Annotated in this window: 19 protein-coding genes and 1 other RNA gene; 11 read left to right on the top strand and 9 right to left on the bottom strand. The window is 54.0% G+C overall.

The window, feature by feature from the left end; genetic code table 11:
• Positions 1–471 precede the first annotated feature (471 nt).
• The gene (locus VLX68_05030) at positions 472–2814 is read left to right on the top strand and encodes a SpoIIE family protein phosphatase (protein HUI91596.1); all 2343 of its coding nucleotides are present in this window, start codon (positions 472–474) and stop codon (positions 2812–2814) included.
• Between the two features lie 224 nt (positions 2815–3038).
• On the opposite strand, the gene VLX68_05025 is transcribed toward VLX68_05030, so the two are convergent.
• A complete protein-coding gene (locus tag VLX68_05025; protein ID HUI91595.1) occupies positions 3039–3236 on the bottom strand; it encodes a DUF2934 domain-containing protein in 198 nt (65 codons plus the stop codon).
• 253 nt (positions 3237–3489) lie between these two features.
• Between VLX68_05025 and VLX68_05020 the strand changes: the two genes are divergently transcribed.
• The 4 genes from VLX68_05020 (at position 3490) to ssrA (ending at position 7913) form a co-directional block, all read left to right on the top strand.
• On the top strand, positions 3490–5016 hold the full coding sequence (locus VLX68_05020) for a hypothetical protein (protein HUI91594.1): 1527 nt from the start codon (positions 3490–3492) through the stop codon (positions 5014–5016).
• Positions 5017–5082: 66 nt separating this feature from the next.
• The gene (gene asd, locus VLX68_05015; protein ID HUI91593.1) at positions 5083–6198 is read left to right on the top strand and encodes an aspartate-semialdehyde dehydrogenase; all 1116 of its coding nucleotides are present in this window, start codon (positions 5083–5085) and stop codon (positions 6196–6198) included.
• Positions 6199–6369: 171 nt separating this feature from the next.
• Positions 6370–7446: a T9SS type A sorting domain-containing protein gene (locus tag VLX68_05010; GenBank protein ID HUI91592.1), complete on the top strand. Its 1077-nt coding sequence runs from the start codon at positions 6370–6372 to the stop codon at positions 7444–7446.
• Between the two features lie 110 nt (positions 7447–7556).
• Positions 7557–7913: a transfer-messenger RNA gene (ssrA, locus tag VLX68_05005) on the top strand.
• A 118-nt stretch (positions 7914–8031) separates the two neighbouring features.
• On the opposite strand, the gene VLX68_05000 is transcribed toward ssrA, so the two are convergent.
• The 3 genes from VLX68_05000 to VLX68_04990 all read right to left on the bottom strand — a co-directional run bounded on the left by VLX68_05000 (position 8032) and on the right by VLX68_04990 (position 12409).
• Positions 8032–9819, bottom strand: a complete 1788-nt coding sequence (locus tag VLX68_05000) for a right-handed parallel beta-helix repeat-containing protein (GenBank protein HUI91591.1) — start codon at positions 9817–9819, stop codon at positions 8032–8034.
• Between the two features lie 560 nt (positions 9820–10379).
• Positions 10380–11369 (bottom strand): LacI family DNA-binding transcriptional regulator, encoded by a 990-nt coding sequence (locus VLX68_04995; protein HUI91590.1) that lies wholly within the window; start codon positions 11367–11369, stop codon positions 10380–10382.
• An 80-nt stretch (positions 11370–11449) separates the two neighbouring features.
• On the bottom strand, positions 11450–12409 hold the full coding sequence (locus VLX68_04990) for a DUF5683 domain-containing protein (protein HUI91589.1): 960 nt from the start codon (positions 12407–12409) through the stop codon (positions 11450–11452).
• 389 nt (positions 12410–12798) lie between these two features.
• Between VLX68_04990 and htpG the strand changes: the two genes are divergently transcribed.
• Complete coding sequence (gene htpG, locus VLX68_04985) at positions 12799–14688, top strand: molecular chaperone HtpG (protein ID HUI91588.1); 1890 nt, start codon at positions 12799–12801, stop codon at positions 14686–14688.
• 109 nt (positions 14689–14797) lie between these two features.
• Entirely contained in the window at positions 14798–15577 is a 780-nt protein-coding gene (locus VLX68_04980; protein ID HUI91587.1) for an SAM-dependent chlorinase/fluorinase, read from the top strand.
• A gap of 22 nt (positions 15578–15599) precedes the next feature.
• Here VLX68_04980 and VLX68_04975 read toward each other — a convergent pair whose 3' ends face one another.
• The 3 genes from VLX68_04975 to VLX68_04965 all read right to left on the bottom strand — a co-directional run bounded on the left by VLX68_04975 (position 15600) and on the right by VLX68_04965 (position 18798).
• A complete protein-coding gene (locus tag VLX68_04975; GenBank protein ID HUI91586.1) occupies positions 15600–15998 on the bottom strand; it encodes a YkgJ family cysteine cluster protein in 399 nt (132 codons plus the stop codon).
• Positions 15999–16276: 278 nt separating this feature from the next.
• On the bottom strand, positions 16277–18019 hold the full coding sequence (locus VLX68_04970) for a hypothetical protein (protein ID HUI91585.1): 1743 nt from the start codon (positions 18017–18019) through the stop codon (positions 16277–16279).
• Positions 18020–18042: 23 nt separating this feature from the next.
• Positions 18043–18798 (bottom strand): hypothetical protein, encoded by a 756-nt coding sequence (locus VLX68_04965; GenBank protein ID HUI91584.1) that lies wholly within the window; start codon positions 18796–18798, stop codon positions 18043–18045.
• A gap of 151 nt (positions 18799–18949) precedes the next feature.
• Here VLX68_04965 and VLX68_04960 point away from each other — a divergent pair, with 151 nt between their 5' ends.
• The 4 genes from VLX68_04960 (at position 18950) to VLX68_04945 (ending at position 22990) form a co-directional block, all read left to right on the top strand.
• On the top strand, positions 18950–19876 hold the full coding sequence (locus VLX68_04960) for a hypothetical protein (GenBank protein HUI91583.1): 927 nt from the start codon (positions 18950–18952) through the stop codon (positions 19874–19876).
• Positions 19877–19987: 111 nt separating this feature from the next.
• Positions 19988–20476: an HIT domain-containing protein gene (locus VLX68_04955; GenBank protein ID HUI91582.1), complete on the top strand. Its 489-nt coding sequence runs from the start codon at positions 19988–19990 to the stop codon at positions 20474–20476.
• Positions 20477–20481: 5 nt separating this feature from the next.
• Entirely contained in the window at positions 20482–21285 is an 804-nt protein-coding gene (locus VLX68_04950; protein HUI91581.1) for a hypothetical protein, read from the top strand.
• A gap of 166 nt (positions 21286–21451) precedes the next feature.
• Entirely contained in the window at positions 21452–22990 is a 1539-nt protein-coding gene (locus VLX68_04945; GenBank protein HUI91580.1) for an Ig-like domain-containing protein, read from the top strand.
• A gap of 165 nt (positions 22991–23155) precedes the next feature.
• Here VLX68_04945 and VLX68_04940 read toward each other — a convergent pair whose 3' ends face one another.
• Positions 23156–23908: a UDP-2,3-diacylglucosamine diphosphatase gene (locus VLX68_04940; GenBank protein HUI91579.1), complete on the bottom strand. Its 753-nt coding sequence runs from the start codon at positions 23906–23908 to the stop codon at positions 23156–23158.
• Positions 23909–24060: 152 nt separating this feature from the next.
• Positions 24061–24240, bottom strand: coding sequence for a hypothetical protein (locus VLX68_04935; GenBank protein HUI91578.1), 180 nt, complete (start codon positions 24238–24240; stop codon positions 24061–24063).

The following is a 24240-nucleotide window of genomic DNA, read 5'->3' as shown; positions in this document are numbered from 1 at the left end:
CGCCTGAAAATACGGCGCGTCGTAACCGCCAGTCCCCTCGAGATCCCCGTATACACGGCTCCATCCCGTCAGCAACACCCCCACCACAAGCACTGCCACCACTCTCGTTACTTTCGTTTCCACGGCTAACCTCGCAACTTTAAACGTTTGGATGATTTTCATGCATTCATCAATGCTTTTTTTGCTGCACATCGCCTAGATAGTCGTATCTTACAATAAAAAGGTTCATATAAAGAGCGTCAAAAAAAGGCCCTGCCGCACCCGTTCAAATGCATGTCTTAAATAATTATATAATAAAGGAAAAGAATCCGGCCGGAAAAAAAAAGCGTTCCCTGCATAATTCCATTGTATCTTTGCATTGTTTCCTTATAAATCGCTACAGGGAAAATTGTATTGACTGATTTCCAGTCAAAAGTATATTATTGTATTGTTGCATTGCTTCACCGCTTCACGGCAAATCAGGAAGTCATCATGAAAAACGCAAAGAAGAAAAAACCGTCTGTTGTCCAGAAAAAAGCGCCGGCGCGCACCGACATGATCGAACAGAAAGCTGCCGAAGACGCGCTGCATTACCGCCTTGAGTTTGAAAAGCTCATCACCTCGATTTCCACCACGTTCATAAACCTCGCGCCCGAGCAGGCCGACAGCGGCATTGCCAACGCCCTCGGCGTTCTGGGCGAATTCACCAAGACCGACCGGAGCTACGTGCTCCAGTTCGACAAGAGCGGCGACAACCTCGAACGCACCTACGAATGGTGCGCCATCGGCATCGAATCGCAGAGCGAACAATACCGCACCATCAATGCCGCGTCGTTTCCCTGGCTGGTGGGAAAACTGCGGAAACAGCAGATGGTGCAATTCAGCACTCCCGACGACCTGCCGCCCGAGGCAAAGGCGGAAAAAACCGCGTTCAAGGAACAGGAGATCCGTTCCCTCATCAACGTGCCCATGGTGTACGGCGGCTCGCTACGCGGCGTGATCGGGCTGGAATCCATCGTGTCGGAAAAGACTTGGTCGCGCGACTCGGCCACCCTGCTCAAGATGGCGGGTGAAATTTTCTCCAGCACCCTGGAGCGCAAGCGCGTGGAGGAGGAGCTCGCCTACGAGCGGGACCTTTTGCATACCCTCATGGACAACCTGCCCGACACCATTTACTTCAAGGACACCGAAAGCAAGTTCACGCGCATCAACAAGGCGCAGGCAAAGACCCTCGGCATACAGAACACGGCGGCCGCCATCGGCAAATCCGACTTCGACTTCTTTGTGCACGACCACGCCCGCATCGCGTTCGCCGAGGAGCAGGAGATCATGAAGACCGGCAAGGCGCTCATCAACAAGATCGAGAAGGTCGGCAGGCCCGACGGCGCTTTCACCTGGTTCACGGCGACCAAGGTACCCATCTTCGACAAGAACGGCACCATCGTGGGCACCGTGGGCGTGTCGCGCGACATCACCAAGATGAAGGAGTTCGAGGACGAGCTGCAGAAGGCGAAGAACGAGCTCGAGATCCGCGTCGCGGAGCGCACTGCGGACCTCAAGAAGGCCAACGAGCGGCTCGAGGCGCGGATCGCCCAGCTTGACTTTCTCAACTCAACGTCGTTCGAGCTCGCCCAGCTCATCCAGATGGACGATCTGCTGCCCGCCATCCTGCGCACGTTTTCGGCGCGGGTTCCCTTGTCACATGCGAGCATCTGCAAGATAAAGAAGAATTCTTTCAAGTGCGCCAACGCCACCGGCATCCTCAACTGCGACGAGGGCCGTGACGCGTCCGAAAACGCGCTTTCGGTGTTCCTGCGCAGCGACATGCAGAAGCCCCTCATCGTGGAAAACTGGGCCCGGGACCCGCGGCTTTCGCAGTACAAATGGCCCGACCTGTCCGCCTTCCCCTGCTACGTGGCGATCCCGCTCCTGGCCGACAACCAGTGCCTCGCCGCGGTGCAGTTCTTCACCACGCCGGAATACCTTGACACATACGAACAGGAGCAGACCCTGCTCTCCACGCACGCCGCGCACGCCGCGGCGTGCCTCTCAAACGCCATCCACTACCAGGAACTGGGCGAGAAGGCGCGGCTCGACGGAGAACTCGACGCCGCCCGCAGCATCCAGCGCCGTTTCACGCCGCAGTACAAGCCGCAGATCCCGCGCATCAACCTCAAGGGCGTGTACTATCCCGCCTACGAAGTGGGCGGCGACTACCTCGACTATTTCAAGACCGAGTCCGGCGACTGGGTGGTCGTGATCGCGGACGTGTGCGGCAAGGGAATCCCGGCAGCGCTGCTCATGACCATGCTGCGCAGCACCTTCCGCGTCGAGGGACGCAGCGAGACCTCGGCAAAACGCCTGCTCTGCGCCGTGAACGATTTCATGACCCTCAACCTCGACGACCGTTCGTTCGTCACCGCGCTGTGCCTCATCATCAAGGCTAACGGCACCTCCATGAGCTACGCGCGCGCAGGCCATCCCATGCTGCTCAAGCTGAGCAGCAGCGGCGAGCCGCCCATCCCGGTCATCTCCAACGGCCTGGCGCTCGGCCTCGTGTCCGACACCGCAAAGTTCACGGCCATGATGGACGAGGTGAACGTCGATCTCAAGAAGGGCGACCGCTTTCTTATCTACACCGACGGCCTGATCGACGCGAACAACCCGGAGCGCAATTCCTACGGCGTGCAGCGCCTCAATGACGTGCTCGGCCGCGACAAGGCCTCCGACGCGGACGCACTTATCGCGATGCTCATGGACGACATCAAGAGGTTCACCCGCAACGCGCCGTACCATGATGATTTGACGATACTGGCGCTGCAGGTGACGGAATAGGCTGATGATTGTTTAAGGAAATGCCGGATGATAATCCCCCTTGCGAAAGGGGGATTTTATTTATCTGATGTCAAGCCCGATACTTTATTGCGACAACGGACATGAATTGCGTGAGTAGCGTCGGAGGATCATCGGAAACAATCTGACGGAAAGCAATTAGAAAAAGGGCTCCTGTCAACATGCTAAACAGCAGGCGCCCCTTCTTTTTTTCAAGCAAAACCTATTTAGAATTTTCTTTTCTGTATTGGCGGCTTGTTTTGGACTGGCGGCTTTCCCTTTGCGGCCTTTTCTTTTGCAATTTCCGCCATGACTTCCTTCTCCGCCTTTATCCAGTCGTCAAAATGATGGCCCGGCTGGGCTCCGCGGTGAAGGAAAATCTCATAAGCTTTTTTTTCGATCCTGTTTTTTAATACTGCGTCCATTTACTCCTCCTTTTTTGATTTTTATGGTAAAATGGCGTTTTTTTCAGGAATTTTACGGGTTATTTAACTTGTTAAATAAGTATAATTCTTTTCGGATAAAATATCAACAATTTATTTCAAGCCTATTTCAACCGTGCCCTATTTGAAACGCTATTTACCATGCGGATGAATAAAGTATTTTCATCAACGCTCAAGTCATCATTCTGATATTTAAAAGATCATATCATACACCTATTTTCAGAAGGATTGCATTATGGCAAAAGTCACCACGCTCACAAAATTCACGCTCAAGGGAAGGGAAATTCTTTCTTCGTACGCGAACTTCACGCTCGAAGGCGTGATGACGGCGCGGGTCTCGCAGGGAAAAGACGCCTGGACCATCGAGGAAAGAAACGGCATTGCAAAAGGCACCTCCGACGGCGAGAACGAGGCGATTTACATTCCGAACGACAAGGCCATTGAGTCGATAAAGAAAAACATCGTGCCGCTGCTGCCGAAAAAGGTCGTGATCAAGACGCCGGCCGACATCATCAAGGCCTGCGAGGAGTTCGACCTGAAAATGGTTGCGGGCGCGGGCCCCAACAAAAAAATATGGGGCGGCAACGCCTGTCTCGCTTCGTCAACCGTGTTTTTCCAGACCCTGCTCAAGGCGTCCGGTTTCAAGGCGTGGCAGGTATTTGCGCCCAAGGGCATGAAAACATTTTACATGCCCAACATCGCGTTCAACATGGTGTGCGGCGGCGAGCACGTGCCCGGCACCAAGCAGGACATCCAGGAAATGTTTTTCTTTGCCATGAAGGAGAAATCGGTGAAGGACGTGTTCACCACCGGCACGAAATTCTTCCGCCAGTTCGAAAAAAACCTGGTGCGCGACGGGCTTCCCACGGGAACGGCCAAGGAGCGCGGCTTCGTGTTCCCGGTCAAGGACAATTTTGAAGGGCTCAATCGTATCAAGGAATGCGCGGGACAGCTCGGGCTTGGCGAATCGGACTGGGCCATCGGCACCGACAATGCGTTCTCGGAAATCCAGAAGGGCGAGGAACTGCGGCAGAAGGGGCTTTACGATATGCGGTTCAGCGGGCTTGGCATCAAGACCCGCGAGCAGCTCATCGAGTTCGACTATTCCGTGGTGAGCAGCGCGGACAATTTCGTAAACATGGAAGACCCGGGCTCGGAGGAAGACATCGCGGCGCACAAGCTCATGAACGAAAAATACGGGGATAGAGTGCAGATCGTGATAGACGATGCCGCGGTCACGCAGCTTAGGTTCATTATACCGTTCCTGGCCGCGAAAGACCGCAAGGACAGGGCGGGAAATTCCGTGCTCATCAAGCTGAACCAGGCCGGAACGTTCACCGAGACCTGCCTGGCCACCGAAGTGGTGATCGGCATCGCCGACGCGAAGCGCGTGGAGCGGTTCCTTGCCGCGCGCAACGACACGGACATCGTGCTCGCCGAACTGAAAAAGGTCGGCGTTTCGTCGGTTGAGGAGGCGATCGAGAACATCAAGGACGGCGGCTTCTCCGCGTTCTTTTCGCACCGGTCAACCGAGGGGTCGTCGGAGTTCCTGCCGTACATGCCGCTTCTGTACGGATCGGTGTGCAAGCGCTTGTGGTTCAAGGCGGGCGCGCCCAACGGCGAGCGGAACCTGCAGAACTACAACCCGCTCATCCGCGCCGAGGAGGAAATGCGCGACGCCGGCATCAAGACCGTGGTGACGGGGTTCAACGGTCTGCCAAAGGGCGTAATAATTCCCGCGGTGCAGAAGTCGACGGTTTAGATTAAGGCGTTAACGAATAGGAAATAATCAATTATCTTTTTCGGTAATAGTTCAGAAAGGACGATCATGGTAAAAGTAGGATTTGTGGGCTGGCGGGGCATGGTGGGTTCGGTGCTCATGGAGCGCATGAAAGCCGAAGGTGATTTCAAGGGATTTGAGCCGCTGTTCTTTACCACCTCGAATGTGGGCGGCGCAGGCCCGTCGATCGGGCTTTCGGTTCCGCCGCTCGCTGATGCGAAAGACCTTGCCAAACTTTCGGTAATGGACATTATCGTCACGTGCCAAGGCGGCGATTACACCAACGAGGTGTACCCCAAACTGCGTGCGCAGGGATTTGCCGGCTATTGGATCGACGCCGCTTCCGCGCTGCGCATGAAAGACGACAGCATCATTGTTTTGGATCCGGTCAACCTCAAGGTGATCAAAAAAGGGTTGCGCGCCGGCGTCAAGGACTACATCGGCGGCAACTGCACCGTGAGCCTCATGCTCATGGCGCTTGCCGGGCTTTTCAAAAAGAAACTCGTGTCCTGGATATCTACCATGACCTACCAGGCAGCCTCGGGCGCGGGCGCGAAAAACATGATCGAGCTTGTTCGGCAGATGGCGCACCTGAGCGGCGCGGCAAAACCGCTTCTTGACAATCCGGCAGCGACCGCGCTCGAATACGAGGCGCTGGTGACCGGCGAACTGCGCTCGGGGAAAATGCCGGTCGAGAACTTCGGCGTACCGCTCGCCGCGAGCCTCATCCCGTGGATCGACAAGCCCATGGAGAACGGCCAGACCCGCGAGGAATGGAAAGGCTGCGCCGAGACCAACAAGATCCTCGGCACCAAAAAGACCGTTCCGGTCGACGGCGAGTGCGTGCGCGTGAGCTCCATGCGCTGCCACAGCCAGGGGCTTACCGTGATGCTCAAGAAAGACGTACCCATGGCCGACATCGAGGCGCTCATCGCGGGTGCGCACGAATGGGTGAAGGTCGTTCCCAACAACAAGGAGGCGACCCTCAATGAGCTCACCCCGACCGCGGTGTCGGGCAGACTCACGGTGCCCGTCGGCAGGATGCGCAAGATGATCATGGGGCCCAAGTACCTCACCGCGTTCACCGTGGGCGACCAGCTCCTGTGGGGCGCGGCCGAGCCGATCAGAAGGATACTCAGGATAGTGCTGGATTATCTTGACTGATCAGGAATTGATTCTTTTGTAAAAGGGAGGGCCTCAGGTCCTCCCTTTTTTCATTATTTATTCTTTGGTATTTTCCCCTTTTTATTGCTATCTTATAGTATAGATCACCATATATTTGGTTTGATCTGCTTGATACCATTAAAATCCGAAAGTTTTAAAACGGGAGGAAGCATGAACATCCTCAAAGTCATCCTGCTCTTATACGTTTTCGGATTATTCGCCGGGTGCAGCGTGGACCGGGTCCAGATCATTTCGCATCCCGCGGCGGCAAAGCCCGGCGACACCATTTCCGTTTTGTTCACCGACATTTTCATCGTCATCACCACTACGTCCACCGCAACGCAGTCCTATTCACGCGACAGCCTGCACATTGGTTACGGGCTTCCCGCAGGATGGGCGGTGCTCTCCTCCGATTATTACGTAGCGACCGGCATCCAGCTGGGCCAGATGTCGTCGCTCATCAACGACCCGTCCCAGATCATGACCCTGATGCAGGACTCGCTTGCGATTTACATGTCCCGGAAGCTGCCCATGGCAAAGGACAACGGATGGAGCGCCTATTTTCCGGGAAAGACATTCAGCGCGCACAATATCGACAACACCGATTCGCTCAAGCTGAACGCAAACACCGTGGCGCAGTGGATCGCCTACAGCAGCAGGGTGAACCTTTCGGTGGCAAGCGGCGCCAAAATGGACACCGGCATCGCGCTTGCCTCGCTTCCCATCGATTCATCCACGCAGGCGATGATCAAATCGCTGTACCACACCGATTCCATTTGGGTCAAGGCAATACCCGTTGTCTGCTTCGCGCAGCTCATCGCGGGCCAGGCGGAGGTCACGGATACGCTGTATTATTACACCAAAACCGGGCCGGTGCCGGGACCCAGCAGCCCGTTTCTGCCCAATTTTGACAAAGGCGACATGACCTACGCGGCGATCAACATCAACAAGAAGAACGCCGTTGAGCAGCCGCTTTATGTAAACCAGGCTAGAAGCCTGCTGAGCGTGCGGCCGGGCCCGGGTGCGTCAACGCGCATCATGATCGGCGGCCAGACGCAGGGCCGGCTTTCCATATGCGACATGGCGGGAAAGGTTATTTGGCGGGGCGGCCAAGCAGTACCGCAGAATTCCGCAGTCGTGTGGAACCAGACGAATTCCTCGGGAGTCAAGGTTAATCCCGGCATGTACATTGTAAGATTGCAGACAGAGGGACAATGCGCTTCACAAGTGGTAAAAGTGATAAGATGATAAATGAGGGACGCAATCGAACCAAAATCGCTTTGGATCAATCAGAAGGAAGTATATTTAAAAGGTGACGCGTTTTTTCATTCCACAATCGTCAATCCGCAATTTGTAAAGGGGGTGCACAGGTTTCGACGGGGAGCGTGAGATTTGAGCAGCATGCCGAGGATGTCGGTTGGCCTCGTTAATCATCCGACACCAAAGATAATCGCCAACGATTATTCTTACTCAATGGCTGCCTAATTAAAGGCGGCCGATCTTCCGTTTGGCTGGCGTTCGCCGGGCGGAAGATACAAGCTTGAACGCTAGCCAAACAGGGTGTCCCGACTGTTTGGTGAAACTTACCGGGGCTGGTCTTCTGCAGAGCCTGTCTGCTGGCGCTGCAGGAGATGAGATCAATAGGCAGACTGAGCATGGAGCGGCCCACTTGGATCACTCTTCGGACAGGGGTTCAATTCCCCTCACCTCCACCAGTTAAAAAAGGCACTCGTACGAGTGCCTTTTCTTTTTTAACATTAAAATTCTGTACAACCCTGATCCATTGATAAAAAATCATTTTGTGAATTCAACCGCCGCGCCATTCCACAGCGTTTATCTTGAGAGCAAAACCCTCTGGGAAAAAATCTGTTTGCCGCATTCGACCTTTACCAAATAGACGCCATTTGAGAACTTCCTGGTGTCCCAAAAATATCTGCTGCCCGAAATTGCCCCGTTAGCGACGCACCGGCCGTCGGCGCCGTAGATTGAGATCCGGATTGCGCCTTTTTGCTGCAACTTCGAGCCGTCCACGGTTATAACCGCAAATGCGTTAAATGCGTTCGGAAGGGTTATTTTCAGGGCCACGTCATGAGGGATTGGGGACGCTAACGCCACTGCACCCGCGATCTTCAATTCATACGCGCCGATGTCCCACGCCGAACCCTGCGGCCGCAGCGTTCCTTCAATGTCATCGTTGAAGGAAGACAATGTCATTCCGGCGTCTTTTGCCTTGGACGCGGCGGACAGGTGGAAATCAGAATTCACCGGATCGACCAGATCAGCCGCGGTGATTCCCGGCACGCAGGCCGTACAGGTTCCGCTCCAGGACCCTGAATAGGCGTTGTTCGACGACGACACCGCGCCGCTAAATGAATTTTGCGCGCCGCCGGTGTTATTGTTGAACAATAAATTATTTATTACGCTGACCGTCCCGCCTTTGATCACAATCCCGACGTCTCCCGATTTGTAAATCGTATTGTTGTACAGCGAAAGGGCGGACCCGCTATAGACTTTTATCCCCGCGGTGGTGCTGTTGGTTATCACATTATTTCGCACCTCAACGCCCCGGGGCGTTCCCCAGGAATCAACGAGCGATATTGCCGCGTCCTCGGCGGTGATATCGGAGATGTAGTTGGACGCAATAAGATTATTTTGGTTGGGATCGCCATCCCTTGCGCCCTGCTCTACAATGGCGCGAATGCCGGAGGACAAGGGATCAGACAGATTATGAATATGATTGCCGATGATTTTCAGATTGGCGATTCCTCCTTTTACATCGATGCCGTCGCCTTGACCGCCGTAAACCCCGCCGTTGTAAAGCTCGTTGTTCTGAATGGTAATGAAGCGATGCGACGGAAAACCCATGCATGCGGAGGTTCCCGTGGTATCCGTTGTTGAACAACCGCCGCCCCCGACATAGATAAGCTCGCCCTGACTGTCATGGATTTTGTTGTTTTCGATCACGATGCTGGAACAGGCCGCGCAATACTCGGAACTGCCCTCATGCTCCGCATCAGAAGTCGGTATGATGCAGATCAAAGGGCCGTTGTTCACTCCAGGGCAATGATAAATGTCGCAATTCCTCAAATGCCAGTTGTCACCGCAGATGGCGACGGCCTTTCCGCCGGCGTTCATGCCGATCCGGAATCCATCAATCGTGATATTGCTTCTTTTTGTGTGCTGGCCGTTCTGGGAATAAAAATCGCGTACAAGACACTTCGATGAGCCGGCGTAATCCTGCCAAGCGGGAGCGGAAGCATTCGCGTTGAATTTGCTGTGGCCGTCCAGCGTAAGCGTGAAAGCGCTCACCGCGGTACGCTGATTAAGGTCGATTTCGCTCGGTCCGCCGTAAACCTGGTCGGTGTCCTTCACCGCCGTGCGCGCGCTGAAATAAACCGTCAGGTCCTGAACGCCCAACGCGGCATTTATTGAAGCCCACTGTGCGCTGCCCAATTGGACCCACGGATGGGCTGCAGAGCCGTCCTGCGTGGCTCCGGTATAGCCCGGATCGACGTAATAAACCGTCGGCATCGTTGCCGCGCCAACACAGAGGAAAAGTAAAAAAATGAAACCGATGCGCCTGATGGCTTTATGAGTGAAATCATCACGGATTAACTTCATAAGGTCTCCTGTTTGAAGGGTGAAACGCTTTAATTGAAAAAAATGTCCCCCCTCGCGAGGAATAAATATTTTTTAAGCCCCGCTTTTTATAGCCCCTAACGGCCCATTTTTTCAATCGTAAAAAATCGTAATGTACTTTTACCGGTCCTCGAATCTATGACGGCAGTTTCTTAAGAATCCGCGCTGTTTCCGCAACATTTTTTTGCGGATGCCCCTAATATAAGTCTTTTTTTATTTTGCGTACTATTTTTTTTAATTTACAAATAAGAACAGAAACGGAATGACGGTTTATCTAGCGGAGAATCGGTCATTTTCTGCGCTCATGATGTTTGTTGAAACAAAAAGAAAAACGGGGTTGAAAGTGTTCTGAGGATAAGACGAGACTGATAGACCGACTGAGTATGAAGCGGCCCACTTGGATCACTCTACGGTCAGAGGTTCAATTCTCCGAGCCTCTACCAATTAAAAAGGCACTCATCCGAGTGCCCTTTCTTTTTCCGACTATATTATTTTTTTTTCTCTGTGTCCTCCGTGCCTCTGTGCCTGTTTTTTTACTATGCCTACGCCGACTCCCGCACAATGAACTTCGTCGGCAGCTCCTTATGCTTGATCTCCGACTCACGGCCTTCCAGCTTGTCAACGATCATGTTGATGGCGTAATCGCCCATTTCGAGCTTGGGCTGGCGCACCGTGGTGAGCATGGGTTCGATCACCTCGGCCGCAGGGATGTCGTCGAAGCCGACCACGGCGAGGCTGCCGGGCACTTGAATGCCGCGCTTCTTTGCTTCCTTCACGATACCGATGGCCGCCATGTCGCCCGCGGGCACGAACACCGCCGTGACCTTGGCGGCCATGAGCTTGTCGAGCACCTTGTACCCGGCCTCGATGGTGTCGTCGTCCACCTCGAACACGAGCGCGGGATTGAAAGCGATGTTGTGCTTGGCAAGCGCCTGTTTGTAGCCCGACAGCCTTTCCTCGGCGGGCAGGTTTCCCTTGCGGCAGATGACGCAGGCGATGGCCTTGTGTCCCTTGCCGACAAGGTAATCGGTGGCGTCGGCGGCGCCCCCTACGTTGTTGACAAAAACGGAATCGAGTATGTCGCACTTGCGCGCGACCACGATGCACGGCACGCTCTCGTCGCGGAAGATCTTCATCTCCTCCTCGGGTACGGTGGTGCCGATGAGGATGGCGCCGTCGATGCGGCGCTCGCGGCCGAGGCGCTGGAACAGCTGCGACTCGTTCTCCTTCTGTCCCACGGTGTCGAACAGCGTCACCGTGTAGTCGACGTCGCGGTTGGTGCTCTTGATGCCCTGGAGGATCCTCACCACGAACGACGAGGCGAGGTTGGGCACGATCACCCCGATGGAATTCGATTTTCGCGTGGCAAGGCCGCGCGCGATCACGTTGGGATAGTAGTTGAGCTCCTTGGCGATCTTGAGGACCTTCCTCCGCGTCGCCTCGGAAATGTTCGGCTTGTTGTTGATCACCATCGAGACCGTGGCAGAGGTCACGCCTGCACGTTCGGCAATGTCTTTGAGGGTTACCGGCATATGCGGATCCTTTTTTTGGTTTATCGGTTCAAATAATTGTACGTTCTTGTATTCGGGCCTCGGCGGCGGCCCTCAAACGGTCAGAACGGAATAGTCGCCCGCAGCCCCATTTCTTTACTTTGCGGAACAAGGTCCGGCTCCAGCTTCATCCTGAGCGGCGCGTCGTGCAGGTGCGCATCGACCACCGCGTCGAGGATGCCGTAAAAATAAAATGCCAATGAATACCATAGGAACATGTTCCGGTTCCTGAATGCGTTATTGCGCCGATATTCCCACCGGTCATGCTGCGGACCAATAAAAAGGTTGTACTGCGGCTTGTTGTTCGGGTCGATCGCCGCCTCCGCATTCTCGCAGTCAACCATGCGCAGGTGATAATTTAGGGCGACATAGGCCAGGTTGAACTGCACCATCAGGATCATTCCGGCCTTTGACAATTCGCCGTTGTAAATCTGGCCGAGGCCAAGGCCCGGTATCGCGGAGAGCCACCCCGCGACCGCGGGATTTTTCTTGGAATTGTCCCGCATCACCCCGGCGCTCTGCAGCGCGTCCATGATGTTATAGTAGTAGATACCCAGCATCCAGGCAATGCTCTGGTACAACACGTCCCGCGTTTCCTTTTCCTCATACCGAGCGCTGTCGGCCTTCAACTTGTAGAAAAAACCCACATCGTTTGTGTCGTACGTCGTGGTATCGATTATCGATCTTTTGATCGAGACGGAATCCCTCACCGAATTCCACAGCGCTGCGATGCTGTCCGCGTTTTTTTTAAGCGCGACGGTGTATAAATAGCGCTGATAACCGAACAGCCCCACCCCGATTTCCGAAATAAAAAACAAACCCGCTTTTATATAATGCCCGGTATAAACCTGGCCTGCGCCAGGAATAACCAAGGAAGATGCAAGAGCAATGCCAGGTTTAAATAATGGAGCCCTTTTTAACGAGTCTTTTTTTACAACGGCTGTAGAATCGCTCTCTTGAAAAAGGATCTGCTCTTTATTTCCCTGGCCAAACACAACGGCTGAAACGATCAATAATATCATGAGAAAAAAACGGAAACTATCCATTTTTTTTTACACGCACGTTCATAAAACGCGCTTGAACATTGGAAAAATAAATAGGTTAGACAGTTTAAACCCTTAAGCAATATAATACTTTTCCTAACATGCAACGAGAAAATTTAACTTAATTAAATAGCCCCACAGACTTTAAAAAAAGCCAAGGCATGTTATTTAAGGAGAAAAATACGCCTTTCCAGGGGATTTATTATAGGATAGAAACTCACCAATTAAAAAGGTGTATGAAAATTGCCTTGAGAATAATTTATTTTTATTCGGACTACCGGCATGCATCTTTACATTTTGATGCAACAGGCACAATTTCTGCTGGACTTTACTGCCTGAATCACCAGTCAACAGGATAAGGAACTACTATGGCCCAGGACAAACAGGAGCAGCACCTGAATTTCCAGACCGAGGCGAAGCAGCTGCTTCACCTTATGATTCATTCCTTGTACAGCCACAAGGAAGTGTTCGTGCGGGAGCTCATCTCCAACGCCTCGGACGCGCTTGACAAACTGCGGTTCGCGTCGCTCACCGACGCCGCGATCCTCGGCGGCGACGCTGACCTTTGCGTCCGCGTCAAGGTGGACGCGACGGCAAAGACCGTCACGGTCTCCGACAACGGCATCGGCATGACCCGCGAGGAGGTCATCGACAACATCGGCACCATCGCGCGCAGCGGCTCGCGCGCGTTCGTGGAGCAGCTCACCGGCGACCAGAAGGTGGACAGCAACCTCATCGGCCAGTTCGGCGTGGGGTTTTATTCAGTGTTCATGGTCGCCTCGAAGGTGAAGCTCGTTTCGAAGCGCGCCGGCAGCGCGGAAAAAGCGGTGCTGTGGGAATCGGACGGGAAGAGCGACTACACCATCACCGAAACGGACAAGGAGACGCGCGGCACCGTCGTCACGGTGTATCTCAAGGACGAGGAGGGTTCGTACGCCGAACCGTACACCGTGCGCTCGATCATCAAGAAATTCTCCGATTTCATCGCGTTCCCCATTTACTTTCCAAACGAGAAAGGCCTCGACGAAGTCGTCAACCAGACCAAGCCGCTGTGGAAGAGGCCTCCGCTCGACATCACGGCCGAGCAGTACGAAGAGTTCTTCAAGCAGCTCGGCGGGTTCGACAAACCATGCGCCACGATCCACAGCAAGGCCGAGGGCGTGCTCGAATATTCGTTCGTGCTGTTTCTCCCGTCAAAGGCGCCGTTTGACCTCTTCATGCCCGAGCGCAGCCATGGCGTGAAGCTGTACGTAAAGCGCGTGTTCATCATGGACCACTGCAAGGAGCTTTTCCCGGAATATTTACGGTTTGTAAATGGCGTGGTCGACTCGGAGGATTTACCGCTTAACGTGTCGCGCGAGATGCTGCAGCACAATCCCGTCATCGAGAAGATGAAAAGGACGCTGGTGAGCAAGGTGCTGGGAAAACTCGCCGACATGGCGGTGAACGACCCGTCGGCTTTCACCGCGTTCTGGCGGGAGTTCGGCCCCGTGATCAAGGAGGGCGTTCACACCGACCACGAAAACAAGGAAAAGCTCGTTGAACTGCTGCGGTTCGAGTCGTCGCTGTCCGACACGCCCGCCGATCTTGTGTCGCTCAAGCAGTACGCCGACCGCATGCGCGAGGGACAGAAGCACATTTATTACCTCAGCGGCGAAAACAGGGAGATGGTGCGCAAAAGCCCGCACCTCGAGGTGTTCAGGGACAAGAGCATCGAGGTGTTGTATTTTCTCGACCCCATCGATGAGTGGCTCGTGGGCGATTTGTACGATTACAACGGCAAGCAGCTGCGGTCCATCGCACGCGGCGACCTTGACCTTGGCGACCTCGGCGCCGAGGACAAAAAGCTGCATGACAAAATGGTGTCGAAATACAAGAAGCTGTCGGAGCGCATCAAGAACATTCTGTCCGATGTTGTCAAGGACGTTCGCGTCACGTCACGGCTCAAGGACAGCCCCTGCTGCCTCGTGGTCGACGAGCACGACCTCGGGCCGTACATGGAGAAAATCATGAAGGCCATGGGTCAAGACGTTCCGGAATCAAAGGCCATCATGGAGATCAACGGCGGACACCCGATCATGGAAAGCCTTGCCGCGCTGTACGAAAAGGACGCGAAGTCGCCGCTGCTCGAGGAATGGGTGCGGCTCCTGTACGATCAGGCGCTCGTCGCCGCGGGCCAGCCTCTCAAGGACACGGCGGCCTATGCAAAGAGGGTCAACGAACTGCTGCTCAAGGCGGCAAAAGAGGCGGCCGCCTAGGCCTTGTTTGTCATGAATATTCTTTGATTGTACTTATGCCGCTCGCATAAAAAGGTATGCTGAAGGCATAAATTGACTTTTGAAAATCCGACTCCAACAAAGGTGAATCTTGAGCAGACCTGTCGCCCTCCTCACCGACTTCGGCACCAAAGACTGGTTCGTGGCCAGCATGAAGGGCGTTATCCTGTCAATCAATCCATCCGCAGTTATTGTTGATATCACCCATCATATCACCGCGGGAGACATTTCCTCTGCCGCGTTCAACCTGCTTTCCTGCCATGCGTTTTTTCCCAATGGAACGATTTTCGTCGCAGTTGTTGACCCCGGCGTGGGAAGCTCGCGGCAAGCCATTGCCGTAAAGGCCGGACCGTATTTCTTTATCGGCCCTGATAACGGCGTGTTGTCGCCCGCCATCGACAACTATTACAACCCGGAACTGCGCAGCCTGCTCAATCCGAAATATTTCAGAAAGAAAGTAAGCGCCACGTTCCACGGGCGCGACATTTTTGCGCCGGCCGCCGCGTACCTGAGCAAAGGAATTGCATTTGGAAAGCTCGGCCCGCGGATAAAGGGAGTTGTCCGGCTTACCATGCCCCTGGCACGGGAAGTTGGAAATAAAATTGTCGGATGCATTCTGTATTTAGACCATTTCGGAAATGCAATCACCAACATTCCTTCTTCATTACTTGACAGCAAGGTAAAGTATGTTTCCGTGAAAGGCAGCAAAGTGCCGATGGCGGCGTGTTATTCCGACGTTGACGAAGGAAAGCCTCTCGCCGTTATCGGGTCATGCGGGTTCGTGGAAATATCGGTCAACAGAGGCGATGCGGCGAGAAAAATGAGATTGAAGGTGGGGGATAAAGTAGAGATGATAAATTCTGGAAAATGACTTTTATTTTGCCAAATCATGATCAACTGAACAGGAATTCCCCAATTTCCTTTGCAGAATGGAGCCTTCCCTTTCCGACTCCCGGACATGCCGGACGCACCTCGTTCTCCCAGATTTTTGCGTACATGTTTTCGGGCCAGAAGGGCCACGAGCGGCATTGCGCCGGACGCGCGAGGTACACCCCGCACCGGCCGTTTTCCAGAAAAACGCAGTGGTTTCCCCTGTCCTTCAAATGATAACGTCCGGCGGTTTTCCTGCAATAACGGCGGGTGAAATGGTCAAGTTGTATTTGTAAATGACTGGCAAGGCGCCGGCGTTCCTCCAGAATCACATACACAAAGGCATATTCACCCCTGTTGCCGCAGCAGGAACCGCAGTTCTGGCATTTAAAACGGATCCCCTTACCATAAAAAGATTTCATGCATTAGCCGGTCTAACCAAAAACGCCCGCGAGTGTTTGTTGAAGAATGGCATTGGACTTAATCGCCATATAACATTTTCTTCTTCCGCCGTGTAAAGCACGCGCTGCCGCAACCATATCGCCAGCCACCACTAAGGCTTGCTTATCTCAAAAGAACCGGCGCCAAAGAGGGGGTGTGCCCCCGGATCACCGCCGCACCACGTGGGTGAATTTTTTATTGACATGTGGGATGCGGCGGAAGCCGGGGGCCAGGGGGAGACCTCCCCCTCCAATTTTATTTATATCTTTTCCATTTTTTTTATCAGCTCAAAATTGCAGATCCTCGCCTCCACCCCGCCGTCCCCGTCCTTCACGATGTTACCGTCCTGATCAATGGCGAGCAGGATGTCGTTTCCCTCAAGTAAAGACCCGTCGTAGCCGACCTCCAGCAGTCTGTGCTGCACCGAGGCGATGGTGGCGAGGTATTCCGTGGGCGACAGCATGTTCTTGGCCGCGGCGCTCACGCAGTCGATGGGCCGGAAAAGCTTGCCCTTCTGCTGTGCCACCCATGAGTCGGGACCGTTGTAATACCCGCGAATGGTGATATAATTGCGGTTCTCCATGAGGATGGGGTTTTTGTCGGGCCCCAGGATGCCCCGGTGCGATTCGTAGCGCCGCGGGTCCATGGACTGCTCCACTTTTTCGATTCCTGTCATGTAAATCGCGCGCACATACACGCACGCAACGCCGCTGGCGCCAAGTTCCTGCGCAATGGCGAACTCCTCAAACGGACTGTTGTACCCGTATTCCAATGCCTTGCGGTTGCGCTCTTCGTCCCTGCCGGCCGCCGGCGTCTCGCCCACGCGTGACGTTTTCCACACGATGTGGACATTGTCCTTTGTCACGGTGTAGTACACCTCGTTGTCCTCCGAAAGCCGCCAGCTCGCCGTGCGGCGCCAGCGCTCGGGCAGGAAATAATCGAACAACCGTGCGTTGCGGCCCACCACCCACAGCTGGCCGCCCGTGCTCTCGACATGGCCGTGGATGTACGGTACGCCCAGTACCTCCTGCGCCTGCAGATACGCGGGCATGGGCGTGGGCGTGAACCGGTCCCGCTGGTCGTCGAGGTACGAATGGCGGCGGGCGTACTTCACCTGCTCCTCGTGCGCCTGCGTGCGCATGAGGAGCTCGTAGTCCACCACCGAATAGCGGCCGGCCTCGATGAGCCCGTGCATGAACTCCTTCTGCTTGGTCTGGGCCGCTGCTCCGCCGGCCTTTCCCATGTCCGCGATGATGGCCGTGTACTCCTCGCCCACGATGATGTGCGCCGGCTTCATGTCGGCGACCACGTATCCTTTTTTGTCAAGGTCCGCCATCACCTTTTTGGTGATGGGCTCGAGCGCCGACGCCTGCGCCTCGCCCGAAAGCCCGATCTCCGCGAACAGCTCGACCACGCTCTTCCCCTTGATCCAGCCGTATACGAGCTTGTACTGCCGCAGGATGTCGAGGTCAACGCCCGGGTGCCGCGCCTTGATCTTGTTGATCTTCGAGCGCGACCGCCCGCTCTGCCACAGCTGCATCTTCTCGGGCGGCACGTAGATGGCGAGCGGCTCCTGGGTGCGGATCGCCACGTCGGCGGGGCCGTACTTGCCCTCGGCGAGCTCCATGACAAGCGAGAATTCCTCCCACGGGCTGTTGAATTCGGCGTTGATGAACTCGATGAGCGTGTGCGTGTCGAGCGGCACGTCCTCGCCCACGCGGCAGTTCTTCACCACGAGCTCCATGCTCGCGCCGTCAACCGGTTTGGTGGGCACCCGGTACACCGCGCCGGTCCCGAGCAGGTGCTCGCGGTGCTTCTCGAACCATTCCTTTTCGTACCAGTTCTCCACGGCGAGCAGCGCGGCGCGCGGCAGGCCGTGGCGCGTGAAATACATGTCGCCGCCGTCGCTGGTTTTCTTGTGCACGTACACGACGCCGAGGATGGTGATCAGCGATTCCGGCGTGACAAGCACTTTTACATCGATGATATCGCGCTGTTCCATGGCACTGCTTCCTGCTGCTTTTGTTACTGCCGTCCCGAGTCGGCCGGGAAAAACCCGCGCGACGCGTCCCTGACCTCATTCAGCCGGCACCCGGCCGGCAGCGCGAACGCGCCGGGCGGTACGGCCCTGTTCACGGTCGCGCCCGAAATCAGGACCGTGTCCGCGGTGATCATGCCGTTGCATCTCTGCCGCTTCATGATCCGTATGGGAAAATCATACAATTGCTTTTTCGCGTTGTACCGCATCTTCGCCTGCTCCACCAGCTCGCCCCGCTCGTTGAAGCTCTCGATGCAGGTGAGCGCGCCGTAGTCGCGGTCCTGCTCGAACACGTCGCTGTAGGGCATGTTGTTCCGCTCAAAATACAATTCCAGCCCGATGCTCCCCAAGAGCAGGCGCGAGGCGCTGTCGGCGTTGACGCAGCGCAGGTATGAGTCGAAAATATGGACGGAAAAGTACGGATCGTCGCAGGCAGCGGGACCCGGGGCGCGGTACAGCGCGTAGCCCCGGTTGCGCTTCGTGTCGATGCCGTAGAGCACCGTGTCGGTGACGATGAACCGGAAATAAAACGGCCCGTTGTATTCATATACCGCCTTTTTTTGCCGCGCGTCAAAACAAAAACGGCCCCGCACCACCTTGGAAAACCCGTTGTACGTGTTTTTCCTGACAAACGAGCATTCCACCGTGGTGATCCGCTCCGGCATGAGCACGAAGTCCTGTGAAAATGAAATGGACGGCAGAATGATAAGGACAAGAAAGGAAGTATTTCTAGGCAATGCCATGATTGGTGCTTTACTTGCATGACCGTTGAATGGTACAATAAATCATAATGCGGCAACAGGCCTTTTGCCTTAATGATAATTTGATTATATATTGCTGAATATAATATAACTCGCATTTTTTCACCACCCATCATACCAAGGGGGTATTCCGATGACTCGCTTCAAGAAAATCTGCCTGTGCGCGGCCGTTCCCGTTGTGATGCTGACCGCTCCGGCTTTTGCGCTGGTGGGAATAGGAGTGCATTACGGCGCCGATTTCACCTTGAGCATGAAGAACACGCAGGGGCTCGGCGAACACGTCTCTTTTGACAGCTTAAAACTGAACCTCGGACCTAATGCGGGGAACACGATCCTTATTGGACAGGACATCCCGGCCTATGTCACGCGGTCCAATTTCAAATCGGATTTCGCTTTTGGCGGCAAGATCTATATCGATGTCATCCCGATCATTGACGCGGTTGAAGTGTCAGCCGATTTCGGCATTTGGGACTACATCGGCCAAATAAAATACCCTAACGGCATTATAAATTTGGGCGCCGCAAACCTGGCAGACCCAAATAATTTTACCTATGACTCGACAAAGCTCACGCTCAACAATTTCGGCCTCGGCTACTTTGGACTCGCCAACACTCCTTATGCAAAATTGCAATTAGATGCCACGATTCGCAAATACATCATCCAGTTCCCGAAACCCCTGAAAACGCTGCGGCTGTACGGCGGCGCAGGACTGACCGTGAATTTCGCCACGCCCGTGCTTTCCAGCAATCTTGTTCAGAGCGTCATCAACGAAAGCGCGCAGGGCCAGTTTGATTTATCCGCCGGCAGTACGAATCTGGGGACCGGCCTCCTTAATAATGACGCAATCATGAAAGCCGTTGTGCAGAAAATCATCGCCGGGCTCACCCAGCCCTCCTACGGCGCGCACATCGACCTCGGCGTCATGGTGAAAATCCCCATCATCCCGATCGGCGTGTACGTTGACGGCAAATTCATGATCCCGTTCGGCGAACTTGACAAATACGTCAAGCTCGGCGGCATGGGGGTTCTCCTCAACGGCGGGGTGGCGCTGGCATTTTAAAAAGTAGACGCGTTGACGGGTAGACGAGTAAACGCGTTGAACGGCGAATGATTGAACCGCGTTAACGCGTCAACCCGTTTACTCGTCAACTTCTTACAGGTAAAGCGTATTATGGAAAAGCTCTGGGCGCCGTGGCGCATGAAATATATCAAGGAAGCCATTGACAAGCCGGAGAGCGGCTGCATCTTCTGCGAAAAGGCCAAACAGAAAACCGACAAGGAGAACCTGATCCTTTACCGGGGCAAAAACGCCTACGTAATCTGCAACGCCTTCCCCTACAACAACGGCCACCTCATGGTGGTGCCCTACAAACACACCAGCAGCATGGACGACCTCGACGACGCGAGCGCGCTTGAGGTGTGGAAGCTTATTGCACTGTGCCGCAGGGTTCTTTCCAATACCTTCAACCCGGACGGTTTCAACATCGGCATCAACCTGGGGCGCGCGGCAGGCGCGGGCATCGACACGCATTTACATGTGCACATCGTGCCACGATGGAACGGGGACACGAATTTCATGCCGGTGGTGGCAGACACGAAGGTGATTTCGCAGGGGCTGGAGGAGACGTATGAAGAGCTTTTGAAAGGTTTTAAAGAATAATTTTCTTGTTGTGGTTTCTTTTCTTGCAAATCAAGAATATTCAAGATATGGAAGGGCCTGGCCGGCCCTTAGACCCGCCAAAGAAAATGCGATTATATCGCCCTCCACTTCAAATAATCCTTTTGATGATTTTATTCCATGGTATTTGTGCAAATGCAATTCCCAATTGGCACAATCTCTTAATGTCAAACAACTACTGGGTGTGCTCGTGGGAAGGCCCTTGCGTAAATTCCATTAAATTCATCGATTCAATAAATTACACGGAAAAAAATTGTGAAATCAATGACGAAATTAATGGTCAATATAAAATTCTTGGCGACACGCTGTTCTTAAGCAGCAACAAATTAGGGGAAAACGGATCAAAGTACCCTTCAATTTCGGAACGATACATTATTTACCAGGACAAATTAAAGCTTGTCTATTCTGACTTTAAAAACTATTACGAAGAAGAAGGTATCGGAAATGTTATCTTTACTAAAGACAGTGCCACAAACATAGAAGCTCCAAGCGAAAAATTATTAGCTGACTTAAAAACAAGTGAAGATAGAGTAAACAAGGAATTTACCAAAATTGAAAACGAAAAGAGAAAAGCAGAAATATTTATCTCGACAGACCCTCCCATATGTGAAATATTTATTGGCAATAAATTTGTCGGGAAATCAAATATAATGAAATGTTTTTTCTACCCCGGAACGCAGAAAGTTACTTTCAAATCTTCTGAATTTGAATGTTCAATATTGCTAAAATTAAAAATCGGCATTAATCCAGGCATCATGGTTGATTTAAAGAAATGTAAGGTAATCAATTAAATTCAAAACTATACCTTTGCCTAATGCTCTTCCTGAATACAACAGAATACACTTTCCCCCTCCCCTTTTTTAATTATTAAACTTTTCTTTTCTTCCCGGCGACCATCCTTTTCAAACAGTTAAATCCGATAACATATCTTCCCACACCATTAACAAAGGAGTATCTATGAAGCTCTTCTCTCTCGGCAAGTTGCTGGCCGTACTGGCGGTTGTTCCCTTGTGCTGCACGATCCAGAACATTCTTCCCACCAGTCAAGCGCAGACCTCGGGGTCCATTGCCGGCAAGGTGGTGCAGGTCCAGAGCAAGGCCATGGTGTATCTCGAGCAGGGCAGGCCGGTGGACAGCGTGGCCATCAATCCGGCGGACGGGTATTTCTCCCTTGCAAACATCCCCGAAGGAACGTACCGCCTGAGAATCGCGGCCGACGGCTACGACACGGTACTCGCGACCCTGGTGATCGACCCGGGCAAGTCCTACGACATCGGCTATCTTGTGCTTGTCAAGCGCGTCCAGTCGTTCAACGACAGCATTCCCTCGGTCAACGATTATTATCCCCAGAACAACGCGGAGCTGATCTATCTTCCGCCCGATGAATACAGCCAGGGCAGCGCGCGGCTGTTCGTTTCGGTGAGCTTCGACCGTCCCATGAACCGCGAGTCGGTCGAAAAGGCGCTGACCATTGATCCGCCGCTTTCGGGAGGGTATTTCGAATGGTACCAGAACTCCAGAACGTTCAACTACCAGCCATCCAGCGTCGTATGGAACGGCAGCGCCTACGTGGACACATTGACGACCGCCAGTGACATGGCTCCCACGGTTGCCTACGATGTGGTCGCCACTCCTTCTCTGCCTTCGGCGACGATAACAACCTATTCGGTGGCAAAGTCGTTCACGTTTTATTTCCCACGCTCCGGATGCTTTACCGACACGACTTATACGATAAAGATTTCGCGCAGCGCGGTTGATACCGCAGGCACTCCCCTTGATACGGCGCTGGAATTCAAGTTCCACACCGTTCAATCCACCGTTTCCTACAATGACATAGAAATGCTCCCGCACAGCGGCGACGACTGGGTTGACCTTCTCGCGCCGAACGGGATTCAGATGATCTTCCCGCGCCGCATGGACCAGGCCTCAACAGAAGCGCACCTGCACCTCAACGTGCTGCCCGACCCGGTGTTCATGTGGACCGACTACAACACCTTGACCATCTACACCGGCGGCGTCTTCTTTCCGGACACCAAGTACGTCATCACCCTCGACTCGGCCGCGCTTGACCTTGACAACACGGCGATCGGCAAGGCCGAAACGCTGAGCTTCCAGACCAGTCCCATCATCGTCACGGGCAGCACGCCGCAGCGGGGAGCGCTCGGGGTATACACCAACACCAGCATTGTGCTCACGTTCAACACCTACGTGGACCGGACATCATTTGCCGGGGTTTCGTCCCTGGTTTCCCGCAGCGGCGACACGGTGCAATGCGTCCTCAACAACAACTGGGCATGCGCAAAATATTCATCCTGCTACCCCACCTGCGTTGATTGCCTTGACACCACTTTCACGCTTACCCAGATGCTTTTTGTGCCCGCGGCCGAGCTGCAGCACAACATGCTTTACACGTTGCACCTCAACCCGGGGGCAAAAGACCTGAACGGCTATGCGATGAAGGACGGGTATGATCTGCAATTTATTACAATGCCATAATAATGTTTTGACCTCACCCCACCCCCTCTCCGAATCGGAGAGGGGCTTTCCAAAATTCCATTCAACTCCCCTTCTCCGGTTCGGAGAAGGGGCGGAGGATGAGCTCAAACGATTGTGTAAAAGTCTTAATCAGTCAACGTGAAGCTTTAATCAGCAGAATTTGCCCTATTCTTTTATTTCCACTGCCCGTTTCTCGGGAAACCACTCAAACAATTTTATCTCTCCGTTTTCCATCTTCGCATAGGTATATCGCCGGATCCACTCGCCGGTGTTCACATACACCTTGTCGCCGAATTTTTTTATCTCCGGCTTGTGGGTATGGCCGAAAATGACGATGTCGCTGGTTTCGAGCAGGCGCCGGGCGTTCTGGCGGTACTCCTCGCGCTTTTCTTCGGTGATCCAGTCCGCGAGAATCTTTCTGCTGCTTCCCGAAAAAAAAGAGGCAAGCGGCACGCCGATGTCGGGGTGCAGGAGCTTGTACAGCCGCTGGTTGAAGGGATTGCGCAGGATTTTTTTGAGCACGCGGTAGCCCTTGTCGGCTTTCACGATGCCGTCGCCGTGGTACAGGTGCACTTTTTTCCCCTGTATCTGGGTCTCGAAATGGTCGTGGTGGATCGCCACCCCCACCACGTCGGTGAGGAACGGGCCGAGCGCGAAATCGTGGTTGCCGGCCAGGTAATGCACCCGGACGCCGGATTTGACAAGCGAGAAAAGCTTGCACACCACCGGGAAATAGTCGGGCCGTACGGCACATCGGTACTCGATCCAGAAGTCGAAGAGGTCGCCCACGATGTACAGGGCGTCCGCGTCGGCAAGGAAGGAGTCAAAAAAAGAAAGGAGGTGCGCCTGCCGGCCGTCATGGCCCGAAAGGGAGATGCCCAGGTGGGCGTCGGAAACGAAATAGCAGGCTGATTTCATGCGGCCGTTCATTGCTATCTACGGAATGGGAAAAAGATCCGTGGGCGTATTTGAAAGGGCAGAAACGGGCTGCAGGCCGCCACCTTCCGGTGCTCTGTGCCGGTCATCGACATGAGCCGCACGGCGCCGGAGGCATGGCGCAGGGCTTATGGTCACTCCCATAAATCGTCGGTGTTATCGAGATCGCTCGCCATATCGCTGAAATTGGCGTTTTCGTCGTGGAGCGTGCCGAAATTCAATTCCCTCATGTCGTCGGTGGCGTCAGCATCATCGTCGATATCGTCGATGTCGCGCAGTATTTCATCCGCGTCAAATTGTTCTTCCAAAACCAT

It is taken from the genome of Chitinivibrionales bacterium (assembly GCA_035516255.1).
GTDB lineage: Bacteria > Fibrobacterota > Chitinivibrionia > Chitinivibrionales > FEN-1185 > FEN-1185.
This window is presented reverse-complemented; position numbering and strand designations above follow the sequence as displayed.